The sequence below is a fragment of the Kouleothrix sp. genome (assembly GCF_046328425.1).
In the GTDB taxonomy this organism is placed as follows: Bacteria; Chloroflexota; Chloroflexia; order Chloroflexales; family Roseiflexaceae; genus Kouleothrix.
Genome location: NZ_JAXLWP010000003.1, coordinates 417,199 through 436,011 on the forward strand (window position 1 = coordinate 417,199; position 18,813 = coordinate 436,011).

At 71.1% G+C, this 18,813-nt stretch carries 7 protein-coding genes; 3 read left to right on the forward strand and 4 right to left on the reverse strand.

The window, feature by feature from the left end:
- Positions 1 to 189: 189 nt before the first annotated feature.
- The 4 genes from U0177_RS01720 to U0177_RS01735 are packed head-to-tail and all read right to left on the reverse strand — an operon-like array spanning position 190 to position 5,010.
- Complete coding sequence (locus tag U0177_RS01720; protein ID WP_409568852.1) at positions 190 to 1,293, reverse strand: polysaccharide deacetylase family protein; 1,104 nt, start codon at positions 1,291 to 1,293, stop codon at positions 190 to 192.
- A complete protein-coding gene (locus U0177_RS01725; RefSeq protein ID WP_409568853.1) occupies positions 1,294 to 1,917 on the reverse strand; it encodes a LysM peptidoglycan-binding domain-containing protein in 624 nt (207 codons plus the stop codon).
- Between the two features lie 42 nt (positions 1,918 to 1,959).
- Positions 1,960 to 4,455 carry an endonuclease MutS2 gene (locus tag U0177_RS01730; protein WP_409568854.1) on the reverse strand — a complete coding sequence of 832 codons (2,496 nt, stop codon included), beginning with the start codon at positions 4,453 to 4,455 and terminating at the stop codon, positions 1,960 to 1,962.
- On the reverse strand, positions 4,456 to 5,010 hold the full coding sequence (locus U0177_RS01735; protein ID WP_409568855.1) for a CvpA family protein: 555 nt from the start codon (positions 5,008 to 5,010) through the stop codon (positions 4,456 to 4,458).
- Between the two features lie 519 nt (positions 5,011 to 5,529).
- On the opposite strand from U0177_RS01735, the gene U0177_RS01740 reads away from it, so the two are divergent.
- The 3 genes from U0177_RS01740 to U0177_RS01750 all read left to right on the forward strand — a co-directional run bounded on the left by U0177_RS01740 (position 5,530) and on the right by U0177_RS01750 (position 18,812).
- Positions 5,530 to 7,293, forward strand: a complete 1,764-nt coding sequence (locus tag U0177_RS01740; protein WP_409568856.1) for an alginate lyase family protein — start codon at positions 5,530 to 5,532, stop codon at positions 7,291 to 7,293.
- 482 nt (positions 7,294 to 7,775) lie between these two features.
- A complete protein-coding gene (locus tag U0177_RS01745; RefSeq protein WP_409568857.1) occupies positions 7,776 to 14,195 on the forward strand; it encodes a MupA/Atu3671 family FMN-dependent luciferase-like monooxygenase in 6,420 nt (2,139 codons plus the stop codon).
- 6 nt (positions 14,196 to 14,201) lie between these two features.
- Positions 14,202 to 18,812, forward strand: a complete 4,611-nt coding sequence (locus U0177_RS01750; protein ID WP_409568858.1) for an SDR family NAD(P)-dependent oxidoreductase — start codon at positions 14,202 to 14,204, stop codon at positions 18,810 to 18,812.
- Position 18,813 lies beyond the last annotated feature (1 nt).

Below are 18,813 nucleotides of genomic sequence, written 5' to 3' on the forward strand. Positions count from 1 at the left end.
AGGGACTTCGTCCCTCCAAACCACCCTTTTCAAACAACTTCTGAGCGATCGTCTGTGTTTTGGCGCGATCAGTGAGCGCGCCAGCTGAGCGCAGGAAGCGACAAACTACCTTGCACAAGCCATTCTTTTCCAGAAGATTATACCCGGTTTTGGGGCATGCGCAACGCGCGGGCCGATCGCGCCAGGGTGCTAGCCGCCCAGCACCTCCGAGAGCTTCTTCACCTCGAAGCCCATGGCCGCGAAGCGATCGAGGATTTGCGGCAGCGCCTCGGCGGTGGGCTGGCTGCCACAGTGCGCCAGAATGATCGCGCCGCGCAGCTGCTCGGGCGTGAGCTTGGCGGTGACGCGCTCGAGCAGGAACTCGGGCGTCTTCGGCTCGCCGACCGAATCGAGGCTGTCGAGCGTCCAGTACACCGGCAGGTAGCCGCGCGCCTCCGCCAGCTGCAGCACGCGCTCGTCGTAGGCGCCGTAGGGCGGGCGAAAGAACGGCCGGATCGACGCGCCCGGCGCCGTCGCGCTCAAGATCGCCTCGGTGTCGTCCAGCTCATTGCCGATCGCCTCGGCGCTCAGGTTGCGCATGTCGGGGTGGTTAAAGGTGTGGTTGGCGATCTCGTGGCCCTCGGCTACAATCCGGCGTGTCAGCTCGGAGTTGTCTTTGATCCATTTGCCGGTGAGAAAGAACGTGATCGTCACGCCGCGCTCGCGCAGAGTATCGAGCATACCGGCCACCGGCTCGGCGCTAGCGCCAGCGTCGAGCGTCAGCGCGACCCACGGCCGTGTTGCGGGGCCGCGCTGCACCAGCAGCGGCTGGCTGGGCAGAGTACTGGTGGCGCCCGCCAGCTGCGGCACGATCAGCGCGCGGCCGGGCTGGGGCGCGCCCGCCAGCCGGTTGTAGCGCGCGATCAGGTCGGGCGTGCTGCCGCCGGCGGCCGCAAGTGTATCGAGCGTTTCGCCCTCGGCCAGCGCGTGCCCGGCGTAGCCCGTGATTTCCGGGGCAGGCGTGGCGCTCGGCGCCAGTGTGGGCGGCACGGTAGGCTGTGCAGTAGGCAGAGCAGTGGCGGACGGGGCAGCGGCGGGCATGGCGCTGGCAGCCGGCGGCGTGGGGGCAGCCGCGCCCAGCGTAGGCGCCGGCGCGGCTGCCGGGGTGGCGCTGGCTGGTGGCTGGGCAGGTGAGGGAAGCAGCCAGGCGCTCAGGTCGCGCAGCAGCCAGCCTAGCGCGATGCCGGCCAGCAAGGTCAGCGCGATCAGCGGCAGGCTGGTGTTGCCCAGCGGGCGATTGCGTGGCTCGCTCATCTAGGGAATCACCAGCTCTTGCCCAACGCGCAGCGAGTCGGCCTCGGCCGGCGTCAGCCGGTTGGCGTCGATAATCGCCTTCACCGATACCTTAAACTGGTCGGCAATCGAGCGTAGTGTGTCGCCGGGCTGCACGGTATACTTGCGCTGGCCGCTGGGAGCCGGGGGTGGCGCAGCGGTTGGCGCCGCGGTCGGCACGGCGGTTGGCACTTCCGTCGGCGCGGCAGTAGGCGCGGCGGTTGGCACTTCCGTCGGCGCGGCGGTGGCCGTGCTCGTCAGCACGGCTGTCGCGAGCGAGGCCGGCGTTGCAGCGGGAAGGCTGGTGGCGCCTGCGGCCGGTGCGGTGGCCAGATCCTCGGCCGGCGGCGTGGCAGGCAGGTTCAGCTCGGCGTCGCCCGGCGACGACACCGGCAGCAGGATCGACAGGCTGCCGATCTGCAGGCTTGGCACATCGGCGCGGGCCAGCAGCAGCACGCTGATCAGCACCAGCGCCAGCAAGCCGGCCGCAAAGCCGTAGAAGCGCACAGGCGTGAGGCGCGGCCCCAGCAGGCGCAGCGCAATCGCGCCAAGCACTGGCAGCACAAGCGCGAACAGCAGCAGAATGTAGACAACCGTTTGGGGCATAAGACGTTGCGAGCGCTAGGCTTGGAGCGCAGCGCCGTACCTTTATCGCTCGGCAAGGCGCGCGACCGTCACGCCTTCGCCGCCATCGGCGCCGCCGCCGCCAAACGAGGCAACCAGCGGGTGGCCTTTGAGCACATCGCGCACGATCTGGCGCAGCGCCCCGGTGCCCTTGCCGTGGATGAGCCGCACAAACGGCAGCCCCGCCAGGTAGGCATCGTTCAGGTAGCGCTCGAGCTTGTCGGGCACATCGCCGGCGCGCCAGCCGCGCATGTCGAAGTTCATCGCGACATCGGGCGTAGCCGGCAGCGTGGCGCGCGCCGGCTCGGCGCGGCGCTGGACGGCCTGCTTGCGCTCGGCACGGCTGGGGCGGCGCAGCTCGGCCAGCTCGGCCTGCATGCGAAACCCGCCGACCTGCACTTCAGCGGTGCCATCCTCTTCGTCGATCGACAGGATCTCGCCCTCGAGGCCAACCGAGCGCACCAGCACGGTGTCGCCCACCTGCAGCGGCCGCGGCGCCTGGGGCTGCTCGGCGGGCGCTGGCGCGGCCACCACCTCGGCAATACGCGGCGGCTGCGGGCGCTGCGCCTCTTTGGCCTGGCTCTGCACTGTCTGCAGACGCTGCTCGGCCTCTTCCATCCACTGGCGCGTCAGCGACACCGAGCGGAACTCGTCGCGCAGGCGGCGCAGCTGGCCGCGCACCTCGCGCAGCTCGTCGTCGATCTGCGCGCGCGCGGCCTGCCACTCGGCATCGCGACGGCCCTCGAACTCGTGCAGCTCGGTCGCCAGCCGGTCGCGGTACTTTTCGGCGTCGGCGCGCAGCTCTTCCACGCGCTTTAGCTCGGCCGCGCTGGCGGCGCGCTCGCGGTGGATGCCGGCCAGCAGATCTTCGACCTGCGCATCTTCGCGCGCCATCATGCCGCGCGCCCGGCCTACCAGGTCGGGGTCGAGCCCCAGCCGGGTGGCGATCGCCAGCGCGTTTGAGCGCCCGGGGATGCCGATCGTCAGGCGGTACGTCGGCGCCAGCGTCTCGACATCAAACTCGACCGAGCCGTTCTCGACGCCCTCGGTGGCATAGGCGAACGCCTTCAGCTCGGCGTAGTGCGTGGTGGCCACGCCCAGCACGTCCAGGTCGAGCAGCCGCTCGATGATCGCGCGCGCCAGCGCCGCGCCCTCCACCGGGTCGGTGCCGGCCCCAAGCTCGTCGAGCAGCACCAGCGCGGCCGTAGGCTCGGCCGACTGCCAGTCGGCGCGGGCGGCCTCGAGCGCGGCAAGGATGCGAATGATATTGCTCATGTGCGACGAGAAGGTCGAGAGGCTCTGCTCAATGCTCTGCTCGTCGCCGATGTCGGCGAAGACCTGGCCGAACACCGGCAGCCGGGCCGGCGCCGACGCCGGGATGTGCAGGCCGGCCTGAGCCATCAGCGCCAGCAGCCCGGTGGTCTTCAGCGCCACAGTTTTGCCGCCGGTGTTTGGGCCGGTGATCAGCAGCATGCGGAACTCGCCGCCGAGGTGCAGGTCGGTCGGCACCACCGTCGCCTGGTCGAGCAGCGGGTGGCGCGCCTGCGTCAGCAGCAGCGGGGCATTCCCAGGCGGCACGTTCGAAGACTGCACGTTGGGTACATTCGCGGCGTCAGAACCTTCAACGTTGGCAATCTCCGGCGCGACGCACTTGAGCGCCAGCGCGTACTTAGCCTTGGCGAACGCCAGGTCGATCGCGGCGATAGCCTCGACGCCGGCCACAATCTGCGGGGCGAACTCGCCCACGCGCTCGGAAAGCTCGGCCAGAATACGCGCGACTTCCTCTTCCTCGGCCAGCTGCAGCTCGCGGTAGCGGTTGTTCAGCTCGACGATCACCAGCGGCTCGATATACAGTGTCGCGCCGCTGGCCGACTGGTCGTGCACCAGGCCGCGGATGCTGCGCTTATTGCCGGCCTTCACCGGCACCACGTAGCGCCCGTTGCGAACGGTGATGATCGGCTCCTGCAGCGCGTCGGCGTACTGCGACGAGCTAATCATGCTCTGGAGCTTGTCTTGCAGGCGGCCGAACGCCACGCGCACCTCGCTGCGCAGGCGCGCCAGCGTGGGGCTGGCGCTATCGAGCACAGTGCCGTCGTCGCCGATCGTCGTGGTGATCGCGTCTTCGACCGCCGGCAGGTTCGGCAGGTCGTGCCCAAGCTCCTGCAGCAGCGGGAACTGCGCGGCGTCGAGCTTGAGCAGCAGAGCGCGCAGCCGCCGCCCGCTGGCGAGCGTAGCCGCCACCTCGAGCAGCGCGCTGGCCTCGAGCACGCCGCCGCGCCGCGCCAGCCCGATCGGGCCGCGGATGTCGCGCGCGCCGCCAATGCTGGTGTCGGGCCGGTCGTCGAGCAGCCGGCGCGCCTCGCTAGTCAGCGCGATCCCGCGGCGGATCACATAGGCGTCGGTGCTCGGCAGCAGCCCCAGCGCCAGCTCGCGCGAGGCCGAAAACGAAGTGTGGCGAGCCAGCCGTTCAAGGATCTTAGAGAACTCGAGGGTTTCGAGGGTTTGCGCACTTATTGCCATCTATCGTACCCGGAAAATAATATCGGCCTCGCGCGGCAGCACCGGGCGCACCGACGTATAGATCAGCGGCAGGATGTTATCGCCAAAGAAGCGCACCAGCGTCGATGCGCGCACGCTGCTCTGCGTCGCGATCATGAACGGCAGCGACGCGCTCGAGGCCGGGCTGCGAAACACAAACAGATCTTTCAGCAGCACCGCCAGCATGCCCATGAACAGCGCGGCCATCAGCAGCCCCAGCAGCGTGCCCAGGATTTTATCGATGAAATCGAGGCTGACCGGCATTCGAAAGTACCGAAATGTGTACAGTCCGGCGATCGTCAGCAGCAGAAAGCTCACCATCAGCACCACCGCGAACGCAGTGATCTGGCCGACATCGGCGGTGGTGTTGAAGCGCAGGCGAAAGAAGTTCCCCACCGACTGAAAGTACAAGCTCGCCAGCACGATCGCCACGTAAAACGCGACGATCGCCACCAGCAGCTTCACCGTGCCTTGAAAGAAGCCCAGCGCAAGCCCGCCTAGCAGTATCAGGATGAAGATTAGGTCGACGCCGTTCATCGCGCTCCTCCGGCACTAAAGCCTTTCTTCCGCACGCGCCGCGCCATTATAGCATAGCGCCTGCCCAGGCGCATAGCGCGGCGCCATGCGCCCCCTGGCAACGCCGCCTGGCACGCGCGGCAACAAACCTGGCACGCGCGGGCTGCCGCGCCGCCCAACTGCCACTGCGGCTTTCGCCCGCACGAATGCCCCTTTTTACACTTTTTTAACATTTCTCGCAGCCGGCGCGCGGCGCTGAACATTTGCCGAGCATCCAGCCGTAGACGCTGGCCCTTGCGCGGTGCTACCCTGGTGCAGGGTTAAGGAGCCGTTAAAACACATCGCAGCCACCCGGCTTCGCACCTTAACAACCAGGGAACACACCAGGCAGGTTCCGCGAGCCGCCCAAGCGGCGTGCGGAAACGCAGCCGGCGCGCCGGGCCTACCGCCCACGCGCCCGGCCCAATCCAGCCCTTCGTCCCGCCCGACACAACGCCCGTACCACTTTCACATCGCCCGCAACGTTTAAGGAGGCACACGATGAACCATCGTATCGCAACCGAAGCGCAGCACCCCAGCCACTCGCGCAAGCCGGGGCTGGCCAAGCTGCTCGGCACCATCTTCCTGCTCACCTGCCTGATCGCCAGCGCCGTGGCGGTTGGCCTGCCGCAGTTCTCGAAGGCCGCCAGCGGCTCGGCTACCGTCAAGGCCGCCGCCGACACCTTCGCCACCAGCCGCCGCCCCGACAAGGGCTACGGCCGCACGAGCCGGCTCGAAGCGCGCGGCGACCCACGCACGCTGATCTTCCTGCGCTTTGCGGTGAACGGCCTTGGCGCGAACAGCGTGGCCGCCAGCCACCTGCGCCTGTACACGATCAAGGGCAGCGACCAGCCGGTTGGCCTGAAGCTGTTCAGCGCCGCCGCCGACTGGGACGAGCAGGCCCTGAGCTGGCAGCAGCAGCCCGCGCTTGGCGCGCAGGTGGCTGAGCTGGCGCCTGCGCCGCTCGCCAAAGGCCAGTGGGTCGACTTCGACCTCGGCCAGCTGATCACCGGCGACGGCACCTACGCCTTCGCGCTCAGCGCCGACACAGCCTCGGGCGTGCAGTTCCGCTCGCGCGAGCGCGCCGAAGCCCCCGAGCTGGCGCTCACCACCCAGCCTGGCGTGGCGCCGAGCGACTCGACCGCGCCTGCGCCTACCGCTGTAGCCGACCCGGCCGATGACGCCGATATTGCCGACGACGCGGCCGACACCGCCGCCCCCGACGAGGGCATGCCCGTCGCCGACGCCGCGCTCGCAGCCGACACTGCCGCCACTGCGGCGGCCGGCGGCCCGCTGGTGCTGGTGCAGCCCGCCACCGGCGGCTACCTCGGCAGCAGCGCCGAGCTTGCCCAGCGCATCCAGCTCGCCAACCAGGGCGTCGAGCCCTACAAATCGGCCTACTCCAACGTCGTCGCCTTCGCCAATGGCAAGCTCGGCAGCAATCCTTCGCCGCAGAACCCGCTCAACATCGGCGGCACCACTGGCCCGTTCGTCGACGACACCGCCACCGCCTATGGCCTGGCGCTCGCCTACAGCGCCACCGGCGACGCCCGCTACGCCCAGAAGGCCCGCGCCTTCATCATGGCCTGGGTCACGACCACCAAGAGCACGACCAACACCTGCACCAACAGCGGCTCGTGCCAGACATCGCTGATCATCAGCCGCGTGGCGCCGGGCTTCGTGTTCGCCGCCAACCTGATCAAGCCCTCGGGCGCGTTCAGCGCCGCCGACGATACCGCCTTCCGCGGCTGGCTGCGCAGCGTCATCCTGCCCACCGCCTCGACGCGCACGAACAACTGGGGCGACGCCGGCACGTTTATGCGCATCGCGGTGACCGACTACCTCGGCGACGCGGCCGGCTTCAGCGCCGCGATTGCCAAGTGGAAGTCGCTGGTCGACCTGATCGCCGCCGACGGCCACATCCCCGAGGAGACGCGCCGTGGCACCAGCGGCCTGAACTACACGCAGGAAGCGCTCGACTACAAGGTCGCAGCGGCGGTGATTGCGCAGCGGCGCGGCATCGACCTGTGGAGCTACGGCCGCTTCAAGCTGGCGATCGACTACGCCGCCAAGTATGTGACGAACCCGAGCGCGTGGCCGTGGGCCAGCGGGGCCTCGTCGAGCATCCACCCGCTGTGGGAAGTGGCGTACCAGCGCTGGCAGAACCCAGCCTACCAGCCGATCATCAAGCAGCGCCGGCCGTATGGCGCCGATGGCCACTCGGCGGTGCGCTGGACCACCCTCACCAACGGCCTGCCGTTCTAATACCGGCCGGCGGCCTTCCCCGCATCACCCCCCGCTCCCTCCCCCATCCCCCTCGCCCACCACGGGCGAGGGGGCTTCTCGTTGGCTTTGCGCTATTGGCATGCGGCGCGTGGCGCAGCCACGAGCGAGCATTGCGCCAAACTTCGGAAAAGCATAGGGCTTGACGTTTGCCCAAGCTTGATATATACTCAGCCTCGGATACTACAATGTATCCAAGCCCATATCCACAGCTCTCAACTCCGCCAGATAGCTATACATCGACAGGGAACCGTTTCAGCGATGAGTTCGGTGCTCTCAACGACATAGGCGTCGGTTGCAGTATGGTGCTCGCTCGAGCGCCAGCACAATGTCGATTCGTCTCATCATCACCCGGCAACCCGTCAATATGCGTTTATATCTCGCCCGCAGGGCGAGAGTTCTGTGTGTGCCCGGCGCTTGTGCCGCTGGCACCGCAGCGCGGTGCTGTGTCCAACGAGGTGGTGATGAGCCAGATATTCGCGAGTCTGGTCGAGCTTGCGCGCGCGCGCGCGCACGCGCAGCCGGCTCAATCCGGCTACACATTTCTGCGCGACGGCGAGCGCGACGAGGCCACCCTTTCGTACGCGGCGCTCGACCGGGCGGCGCGCGCGATTGCCGCACAGCTTCAGCAGCACGCCGCGCCAGGCGACCGGGCGCTGCTGATCTTTCCTCCCGGCCTTGAGTTTATCGCCGGGCTGTTTGGCTGCCTGTACGCGGGCGTGGTTGCCGTGCCGGCCTACCCGCCCAACCCCGCGCGCCTCGGGCGCACCCTGCCGCGGCTGCGCGCGATCGTGCGCGACTGCCAGCCCGCGCTGGCGCTGACGACCCAGCCGAGCATGGAGCTGGCCGGGGCGCTGGCCGCGCAAGACCCGCTGTTTCAGCCGATCCGCTGGATCGCGGCCGACGGGCTGCCCGGCGCGCAGGCCGACGAGTGGCGCGAGCGCAGCATTGAACCCGACGACATCGCGCTGATCCAGTACACCTCGGGCTCGACCGCCGACCCCAAGGGCGTGGTGCTGACGCACGCCAACCTGCTGCACAACTCGGCGCTGATCCACCAGGCGTTCGGCCATACGCCGGCCAGCCAGGGCGTGATCTGGCTGCCGCCGTACCACGACATGGGGCTGATCGGCGGCATTCTGCAGCCGCTGTACGGCGGCTTCCCGGTGGCGCTGATGGCCCCGGCGGCGTTTCTGCAGCGGCCGGCGCGCTGGCTTCAGGCGATCACACGCTTCGGGGCCACCACCAGCGGCGGCCCGAACTTCGCCTACGACCTGTGCGTGCGCAAGATCGCCGACGACGAGCGCGCGGCGTTCGATTTGCGCTCGTGGCAGGTGGCTTTCAGCGGCGCCGAGCCAATCCAGGCGGCTACGCTCGATCGCTTCGCCGCAGCATTCGCGGGCAGCGGCTTCCGGCGCTCGGCTTTCTTCCCCTGCTATGGCCTGGCCGAGGCCACGCTGCTGGTGTCTGGCGGGCCGCCGACCGCCGAGCTAGTGGTGGCAGAACTCGACGCGGCGGCGCTCGAGCAGCATCGCGTGGCCGACGGCGGCAGGCAGGCGCGCCGGCTGGTGGGCTGCGGCCGCGCCAGCCTCGACGTGCAGATCGCCGACGCCACGACGGGCGAGCCGCGCGCGCCCGGGCAGGTTGGCGAGATCTGGGTGCGCGGCGCCAGCGTGGCCGCAGGCTACTGGGGCCAGCCCGACGCGACGCGCGAAACCTTCGCGGCCAGGCTCGCCGGCGGCGACGGGCCATTTCTGCGCACCGGCGACCTGGGATTTGTGCGCGCGGGCCAGCTGTTCGTCACCGGCCGCATCAAAGACCTGATCATTCTTCGCGGGCGCAACCACTACCCGCAGGATATCGAGCAGACGGCCGAGCAGGCGCACCCGGCGCTACAGCGCGGCGGCTGCGCCGCGTTCACCGTCGAGCGCGACGGCGACGAGCTGCTGGTGGTGGTTCAGGAGGTCGACCGGCAGCAGCGCCGGGGCAGCCTTGAGCCTGCGATCGATGCCATTCGCCAGGCGGTGGCCGAGGCCCACGAGATCTCGGCCGGCGTGGTGGCGCTGATCAAGCCGGGCACGCTGCCGAAGACGACCAGCGGCAAGATCCAGCGCCGCCGCTGCCGCGAGCGCTTTCTCGCGGGCGAGCTTGAGCTGCTGGCGCTCAGCGATCGGGCCGAGGTGGCCGAGGTGGCCGAGGGCGTGGCACCGGCGGCCAGCCCTGCGGCGCGGCGCGCGCAGCTGCAGGAGTACCTGCGCGATCAGGCCGCGCGCGCGCTGCGCGTCGCCCCCGCCGCGCTCGACATGGCGCGGCCGATCAGCGCGTATGGCCTCGACTCGCTGGCGGCGATCGAGCTGCAGCACCAGGTCGAGAGCGACCTGGGCGTGCCGCTGGCGGCGGTCCGGCTGCTCGAAGGCGCCAGCCTGGCCGAGCTGGCCGACGATCTGCTTGCGGCGCTCGACGCGCCAGCACGCGGCCAGCCCGCGCCGGCCGCGCCGGCCAGCGCGGAATTCGAGCTGACCTACGGCCAGCGCGCGCTGTGGTTCCTGCACCAGCTCGCGCCCGAGAGCCCGGCCTACAACATCGCCAGCGCCGTGCGCCTGGCCGCCGACCTGGACGCCGAGGCGCTGCGGCGCGCGTTTGTGGCGCTGGCGAGCCGCCACGCGGCGCTGCGCACGACGATCAGCACCGCGCGCGGCCAGCCGACGCAGCGCGTGCATGCCAATGCCACGCTCGATCTTGCAACTCACGATGCCAGCGGCTGGAGCGAGGCCGAGCTGCGCGAGCGGCTCGACGCCGCGGCGCTGCGGCCGTTCGACCTTGAGCGCGGGCCACTGCTGCGGATCGAGCTGTTCGGCCGGGGCGCGCGCGAGCACGTGCTGCTGCTGGTGATACACCACCTGGTGGCCGACTTCTGGTCGCTGGCGGTGCTGCTGCGCGAGCTGCTGGCGATCTACCAGGCCGAGCGCGCGGGCACACCAGCCCAGCTGCCGCCGCCGCAGATCGAGTACGCCGAGTTTGTGCGCCGCCAATCGGCGCTGCTGGCCAGCCCCGAGGGCGAGCGCCTGTGGAGCTACTGGCGCGGCCAGCTGAGCGGCGCGCCGCCATCGATCGAGCTGCCAACCGACCGGCCGCGCCCGCCGGTGCAGACCTACCGCGGCGGCGCGCGCGCGCTCCGCCTCGGCGCCGAGCTGTCGCAGGCCGTGCGCGACCTCGGCCAGGCGCACGGCGCCACGCTGTATATGACGCTGCTGGCGGCATTTCAGGTGCTGCTGCTGCGCTACACCGGCCAGGACGATATGCTGATCGGCTCGCCCACGGCCGGCCGCACCTCGGCCGATACCGCCGATCTGGTGGGCTACTGCGTGAACCCGCTGGTGCTGCGCGCCCAGCTCGCGGGCGACCCGACCTTTGCCGAAGTGCTGCACCAGGCACGATCCACCGTACTGGCGGCATTCGAGCATCAACAATTTCCATTCGCATTATTAGCGGAAAGATTGGATACAATACGGGATACAAGCCGATCGCCGCTATTTCAGGTTATGTTTACGCTGCAGCAGGCGCCGCACGCCGGCGAGCTAGACATCGCGCCGCTGGCGCTGGGGCTGGAGGGCGCGCGGGTGGCAGCTGGCGAGCTGGTGCTGGAGTCGGTTGAGCTTGCCAGGGCGGCGCAGTTCGACCTGACGCTGATGGTGGCGGCCGACGGGGCCGAGCTGACCGCGGTGATGCAGTACAACGCCGACCTGTTCGACGGCGACACGATCGCGCGCATGCTCGAGCACTACCAGGTGCTGCTGGCCGGGGCAGCCGCCGACGCCACGCGCCCGATCGGGCGGCTGCCGCTGCTAGGCGCGGCCGAGCGCCGGCGGGTGCTGCACGAGTGGAATGCCACCGACACCAGCTACCCGCGCGAGCGCTGCATTCACCAGCTGATCGAAGCGCAGGCCGCGCGCGCGCCCGGCGCCACCGCCGTGATCTTCAACGACCAGCAGCTGAGCTACGGCGAGCTCGACAGCCGCGCGAACCGGCTGGCCGCGCACCTGCGCGAGCGCGGCGTCGGGCCTGATGTGATTGTGGGCGTGTGCCTGGAGCGCTCGCTCGACCTGGCCGTCGGGCTGCTGGCGATCCTCAAGGCCGGCGGGGCCTACCTGCCGCTCGACCCGAGCTACCCGCGCGAGCGGCTGGCGTTCATGCTGGGCGACGCGCGCGCCGCCGTGGTGCTGGCGCAGCGGCGGCTGGCCGAGCGCCTGCCCGACCTGGCGGCCGCGGGCGCGCCGCAGGTTGTGTGGATCGACGACGACTGGCCGGCGATAGCGCGCCAGCCTGGCGAGCGCGCGGCGTGGGGCGCCAGTGCCGAGCAGCTGGCGTATGTGATCTACACCTCGGGCTCGACCGGCCGGCCCAAAGGCGTGATGATCGCGCACCGCAGCGTGGTGAACTTCTTCGCGGGCATGGACGCGCGGGTGGGCTGTGGCCCAGGCGACACGCTGCTGGCGGTGACGAGCATCTCGTTCGATATCTCGGTGCTCGAGCTATTCTGGCCGCTGGCGCGCGGCGCGCGCGTGGTGCTGATGGCCGAGGGTGGGCTAAGCGCGCCGCCAGCCGCAGCCACGCAGGCGCGGCCGCTCGATTTCAGCCTGTTCTACTTCGCCAGCAGCGACACCGCCGGGCGCGAGCGGTACCGCCTGGTGATGGAGGGCGCGCGCTTCGCCGACGAGCACGGCTTCGCGGCGATCTGGACGCCCGAGCGCCACTTTCACGCATTTGGCGGGCTGTACCCGAGCCCGGCAGTGATGGGCGCCGCGCTGGCCGCCATTACGCAGCGCGTGCAGATCCGCGCCGGCAGCGTGGTGCTGCCGCTGCACCACCCAATCCGCGTGGCCGAAGATTGGTCGCTCGTGGACAACCTGTCGGGCGGAAGGGTTGGCGTGGCATTCGCGGCAGGCTGGCACGCCGACGATTTTGTGTTCTTCCCCGAGCACTACGACCAGCGCAAGCAGCTGCTGGCTCAGGGCATCGCAACCGTGCGCCAGCTCTGGCGCGGCGAGCGCGTCGCGGCGCGCGGCGGCGGCGGCAACACGATCGACATCGCGATCTTCCCCAGGCCGATCCAGCCAGAGCTGCCGATCTGGATCACCGCAGCCGGCAACCCCGAGACATTCGAGCAGGCTGGCGCGCTGGGCGCGCACGTGCTGACGCACCTGCTGGGCCAGAGCCTGGACGAGGTGGCCGAAAAGATCGCGCGCTACCGCGCGGCGCGGGAGCGGCACGGCCACGACCCGCAGGCCGGTCGCGTGACGCTGATGCTGCACACGCTGATCGGCGCCGACCGCGAGGCGGTGCGCGAGCTGGTGCGCGCGCCGTTCACCGAGTACCTGCGCTCGTCGGTGGGGCTGATCGGCAACCTGGCGCGCAGCCTGAACCTGCCGGCCGACCTGAGCAAGCTCGGCGCGCAGGACATGGACGACCTGCTGGCGTTCGCGTTCGAGCGCTACTTCGAGAGCAGCGCGCTGTTTGGCAGCGTCGCGAGCTGCCGGCCGATGATTGAGCGCCTGAAGGCGATTGGCGTCGACGAGGTGGCCTGCCTGATCGACTTTGGCATCGACGCCGACGTGGTGCTCGAGGGGCTGCGCGCGCTCGACGCGCTGCGCGCCGACGCGAACGCCGCGCCGGCCGCCGACTACTCGCTGGCGGCGCAGGCCGCGCGCCACGGCGCGACGCTGCTGCAGTGCACGCCCTCGCTGATGCGCATGCTCGCGCTCGACCCGGCGGCGCTGGCGGCGCTGGGCGGCCTGCGCGCGCTGCTGCTGGGCGGCGAGGCGCTGCCGCAGGCGCTGGCGCGCGAGCTGCTGGCGGCGCTGCCGGGCTGCCAGCTGATCAACATGTATGGCCCAACCGAGACGACGATCTGGTCGGCTACGCAGCCGGTGGCCGAGCCGGCCGACGCCGCGCTGATCGGCCGGCCGATCGCCAACACGCGCTGCTATATTCTCGACCGCTGGCTCGAGCCGGTGCCGGTGGGCGTGGCCGGCGAGCTGTACATCGGCGGGGCGGGGCTGGCGCGGGGCTACCTGGGCCGCCCGGAGCTGACCGCCGAGCGATTTGTGCGCGACCCGTTCGGCGCCGAGCCTGATGCGCGGCTGTACCGCAGCGGCGACCTAGCGCGCTTCCGGCCCGGCGGCGCGATCGAGTTCCTGGGGCGCGCCGACGACCAGGTGAAGCTGCGCGGCCACCGGATCGAGCTTGAGGAGATCGAGCGCGTGCTTGGCGAGCACCCCGATGTCGGCGCGGCCGCGCTGGCTGTGCGCGCGCTCGGGCCCGACGACCAGCGGCTGGTGGCGTACGTGGTGCCGCGCGGCGGCCAGGCCGGCGGCGAGATCGAGCGCGACGCGCTGATCGGCACGCTGCGCGCGTTCCTCGGGGCGCGGCTGCCCGAGTATATGCTGCCCTCGGCGTTTGTGCTGCTCGGCGCGCTGCCGCTCACCGCCAACGGCAAGACCAACCGGCGGGCGCTGCCGGCCCCCGAGCCGCGCCAGATCAACGGCGCGAGCGGCTTCGTGGCGCCGCGCAGCCAGCTCGAGCAGCAGATCGCCGCGATCTGGCGCCAGGTGCTCCAGGTCGAGCAGATCGGCATTCACGACAGCTTTTTCGACCTAGGCGGCCACTCGCTGCTGATGGCCCAGGCGCACAGCCTGCTGCGCGAGGCGCTCGGCCGCGACCTGCCGCTGATCAAGCTGCTGGAGCACCCGACCGTCGGCGCGCTGGCGCAATACCTCAGCCAGGACCAGCCGGCGCAGCAATCGTTCGAGCCGAGCCACGACCGCGCCAAGAAGCAGCGCGAGATGCTGGCGCGCCAGCGGCAGCGCGTGAAGTATGGAGCATAGGGCAGCATGACCGATGCATCGAGCAGCGCGGCGCGCGAGGGCCTGGATGTGGCGATCGTCGGCATGGACGGGCGCTTCCCCGGCGCGCCCGACCTGGCGACATTCTGGCGCAACCTGCGCGACGGCGTCGAGTCGATCAGCTTCTTCAGCGACGCCGAGCTGGCGGCCATGGGCGTCGACGCGGCGGCGCTGCGCCACCCCAGCTATGTGAAAGCCGCGCCGGTGCTGGCCGACGCCGACCGCTTCGACGCGGCATTCTTCGGCTACAGCCCGCGCGAGGCCGAGCTGATCGACCCGCAGCAGCGCGTGTTTCTGGAATGCGCCTGGGCCGCGCTCGAGCACGCCGGCTACGACCCCGAAGCCTACCCTGGCCTGATCGGCGTGTTCGCCGGCGCGAGCCTGAGCACCTACCTGCTGTTCAACCTGCTGGGCCACCCGCGCTTCTCGGCGGCCGAAGACAGCTTCCCGGTGATGCTGGGCAACGACAAAGACTTTCTGGCCACGCGCGTGGCCTACGAGCTGAACCTGCGCGGGCCGTGCATGAGCGTGCAGACCGGCTGCTCGACCGCGCTGGTGGCGACGCACCTGGCCTGCCAGAGCCTGCTGAGCTACCAGTGCGACATGGCGCTGGCCGGCGGGGTGTCGATCCACATGCCGCAGCGCACCGGCTACTTCTACCAGGAAGGCGGCATCAACTCGCCCGACGGCCACTGCCGCGCGTTTGACGCTGACGCGCAGGGCACGCTGTTCGGCAGCGGCGCGGGCGTGGTGGTGCTGAAACGGCTGGAAGACGCGCTGGCCGACGGCGACAGCATTCTGGCGGTGATCCGTGGCTCGGCGATCAACAACGATGGCGGCCACAAGATCGGCTTCACCGCGCCGGGCGTCGACGGGCAGGCCGAGGTGATCGCGCGGGCGCTGGCGGTGGCCGGCGTGCCCGCCGACACGATCGGCTATGTCGAGGCTCACGGCACCGGCACCGCGCTCGGCGACCCGGTGGAGGTGGCGGCGCTAACGCGCGCGTTTCGCGCCGAGACCAGCGCCCGCAGCTTCTGCGCAATTGGCTCGGTGAAGACCAATATCGGCCACCTCGACGCCGCCGCCGGCGCGGCCGGGCTGATCAAGACGGTGCTGGCGCTTCAGCACGGCGAGATCCCGCCGAGCCTGCACTTTCGCCAGCCGAACCCGCGGATCGACTTCGCCGCCAGCCCATTCTACGTGAGCGCCCGCCTGGCCGCGTGGCCGGCCGGCGACACCCCGCGCCGCGCCGGCGTCAGCTCGTTTGGCATTGGCGGCACGAACGCCCACGTGGTGCTCGAGCAGGCGCCCGCGCCCGAGGCCGGCGCGCCGGCGCAGCCCTGGCAGCTGCTGGTGCTCTCGGCCAAAACCCCGGCGGCGCTCGAGCAGGCCGGCGCGAACCTGGCCGGCTTCCTGAGCGCGAACCCCGGCGCGAGCCTGGCCGACGTGGCCTATACGCTGCAGGCTGGCCGCAAGGCGTTCGCCTACCGGCGCGCACTGGCCGCGCGCGACCACGCCGGCGCGCTGAGCGCGCTGGCGGGCCAGGCGAGCACCGCCAAGGCCGATCCAGGCGAGCGGGCGGTCGCGTTTCTGTTCCCCGGCGGCGGCGCGCAGTACCCGAACATGGGCCGCGAGCTGTACGCCGGCGAGCCGGTGTTCCGCGCGGCCGTCGACACATGCGCCGAGCTGCTGGCGCCGCGCCTGGGCTACGACCTGCGCGCGGCGCTCTTCCCCGCCGACGAACGCGACGCCGCCGAGCGCATGCGCCAGACCGCGCTGGCCCTTCCCGCGCTGTTCACGGTCGAGTACGCGCTGGCGCAGCTGTGGATGGCCTGGGGCGTGCGGCCGCGCGCCATGATCGGCCACAGCTTGGGCGAGTATGTGGCAGCGTGCCTGGCCGGCGTGCTGACGCTGGAAGACGCGCTGGCGCTGGTGGCGCTGCGCGGCCAGCTGTTCGAGCAGCTGCCGGCGGGCGCAATGCTGAGCCTTCCGCTAGCCGAGGCCGAGGTAGCGCCGCTGCTGGGCGGCCAGCTCTCGATCGCGGCAGTCAACGCGCCCGAGCAGTGCGTGGTGTCCGGCCCGGCCGCGGCGATCGACGAGCTGGCGGCGACGCTGGCCGCGCGCGGGCAAGAGTTCCGGCGCATCCCGATCGACGTGGCCGCGCACTCCGCGATGGTCGAGCCGATCCTGCGGACACTGAGCGCGTTCGCGACGCGGCTGCGGCTGCGCCCGCCCACGATCCCGTACATCTCGAATGTCACCGGCGATTGGATCACCCCGGCCGAGGCAACCGACCCGAGCTACTGGGCCAGGCACCTGCGCGCGACGGTGCGCTTCGCCGACGGCCTGCGCGCGCTGCTGGAGCAGCCCGGGCTGGCGCTGCTCGAGGTGGGGCCGGGGCACACACTGAGCACGCTGGCGCGCCAGCAGCTGGCCGACGCGCGCGAGCGGCCGGTGCTGGCGTCGATCCGCCACCCGCACGACCGCCAGCCCGACCAGGCGTTTCTGCTCGGCACGCTGGGCAAGCTGTGGTCGGCCGGCGCGCAGATCGACTGGGCGGCGCTGCACGGCGGGCCGCGCCGGCGCGTGCTGCTGCCGACCTACCCGTTCGAGCGCCGGCGCTTCTGGATCGATCCGCACGCGCCCGTGCCCGCCGCCCGGCAGGCCGACCTGGGCGACTGGTTCTACCTGCCGAGCTGGAAGCGCACGCCGGCGCCGCGCGCGGCCGATGCGGGCGGCCCGGCCGAGCGCTGGCTGATCTTCGCCGACGCGTGCGGCCTCGGCGACGAGCTGGCCGACGCGCTTGAGCGTGGCGGGCACCAGGTGGTGCGCGCCCGGCCCGGCGGCTCCTTCGCGCAGGAGAGCCTGCGCAGCTACACGCTCGACCCGCGCGCGCGCGAGCAGTACGGCCGGCTGCTCGCGGCACTGCGCGAGTCCGGCGCGTGGCCCGACTGCATTGTGCACGCGTGGAGCGTCAGCGGGGCCGAGCAGCCCGGTCTCGACCCGGCCGCCATCCGCGCGACGCTCGACGCTGGCTTCTATAGCCTGCTCTGGCTGGCGCAGGCGCTGGGCGAGCAGGCCGGCGACCAGCGGCTACGCCTGTGGGTGCTGGCCGACGGCGCGCAGCGGGTGGAGAGCGGCGACGCGACCTGCCCGACCAAAGCCACGCTGCTGGGGCCGTGCCAGGTGATCCCGCAGGAGTACGAGCAGCTCGCCTGCGGCCTGGTCGACATAGCCGTGCCGCCCGCCGCATCGGCGCGCCGCCGGCAGCTGATCGCGCAGATCGCGGCCGAGCTGCGCGCCGCCCCCGACGCCAGCGTCGTGGCGTACCGTGGCGGCCAGCGCTGGGTGCGGGCGTTCGAGCCGGCGCGCATAGCTGCGGCCGGCCCGGGCGCGCTGCGCCAGCGCGGCGTGTACGTGATCACCGGCGGGCTGGGCGGCATGGGCATGGCGCTGGCCGAGCACCTGGCGCGCACCGCAAGCGCGCGGCTGGTGCTGCTGGCGCGCACGGCCCTGCCCGCGCCGGCCGAGTGGGATGCGTGGCTGGCTGGGCACGGCGAAGAGAGCCCGGTCGCCCGCGCGATCCGGCAGGTGCGCGCGCTCGAGGCGCTTGGCGCCGAAGTGCTGGTGCTGAGCGCCGACGTGACCGACGCTGAGCAGCTTGGCGCGGCGCTTGAGCTGGCGCGCGCGCGCTTTGGCACGATCCACGGCGCCATCCACGCCGCAGGCGACCCAGGCGGCGGCGTGATCCAGCTCAAGACGCTCGCGATGTGCGAGCGCGTGCTGGCGCCGAAGATCGCCGGCGCGCTGGCGCTTGAGCGGCTGCTGCGCGACGACCGGCCCGACTTCGTGCTGCTGTGCTCGTCGCTCAACGCCATATTGCCCGAAGTCGGCCAGGCCGACTACTGCGCCGCCAACGCGTTTCTCGACGCGCTGGCCGCCGAGCGCGCGGCCGAAGGCGCCAGCCCGATCGTGTCGGTCAACTGGAACCGCTGGCAGGGCGTGGGCATGTCGGTAGCGGTCGAGCAGCTGCACCACCAGATCACCGGCCGCGCGCTCGAGGGCGGCATGAGCACGGCCGAGGCCACCGAGGCGTTCGAGCGGATCGTGGCGGGCAACAGCGCGGCCCAGCTGATCGTCTCGACCGCCGACCCGGCCGCGCTCGACGCGCAGCGCCGCGCCTTCAAGCTCTCGCAGTCGCTCGACGAGCTGGCCTCGGCCCGGCTGGCCCAGCCGGCGCACCAGCGGCCGAACCTGGCCACCGACTACGTCGACCCGGCGAGTGCGACCGAGCGCACGCTCGCGGCGATCTGGCAGGAGTTGCTCGGAATCGAGCAGCTGGGCGTGCACGACAACTTCTTCGAGCTTGGCGGCAACTCGCTGATCGGGCTGAAGGTGATCGCGCGGATCAAGCACGAGCTGCAGGTCGATATCCCGATCGTCAGCCTGTTCGAGGGCCCGACCGTCAGCACGCTGGCGCGGCTGATCGACCAGGGCGGCAGCCAGCCGAGCAGCTATGCCGAGAGCCAGAGCCGCGGGGCGCGCCGGCGCGAGAAGCGGCTGCAGCAGCGCACGCTGGCAGGGGGTGAGCATGCCTGAG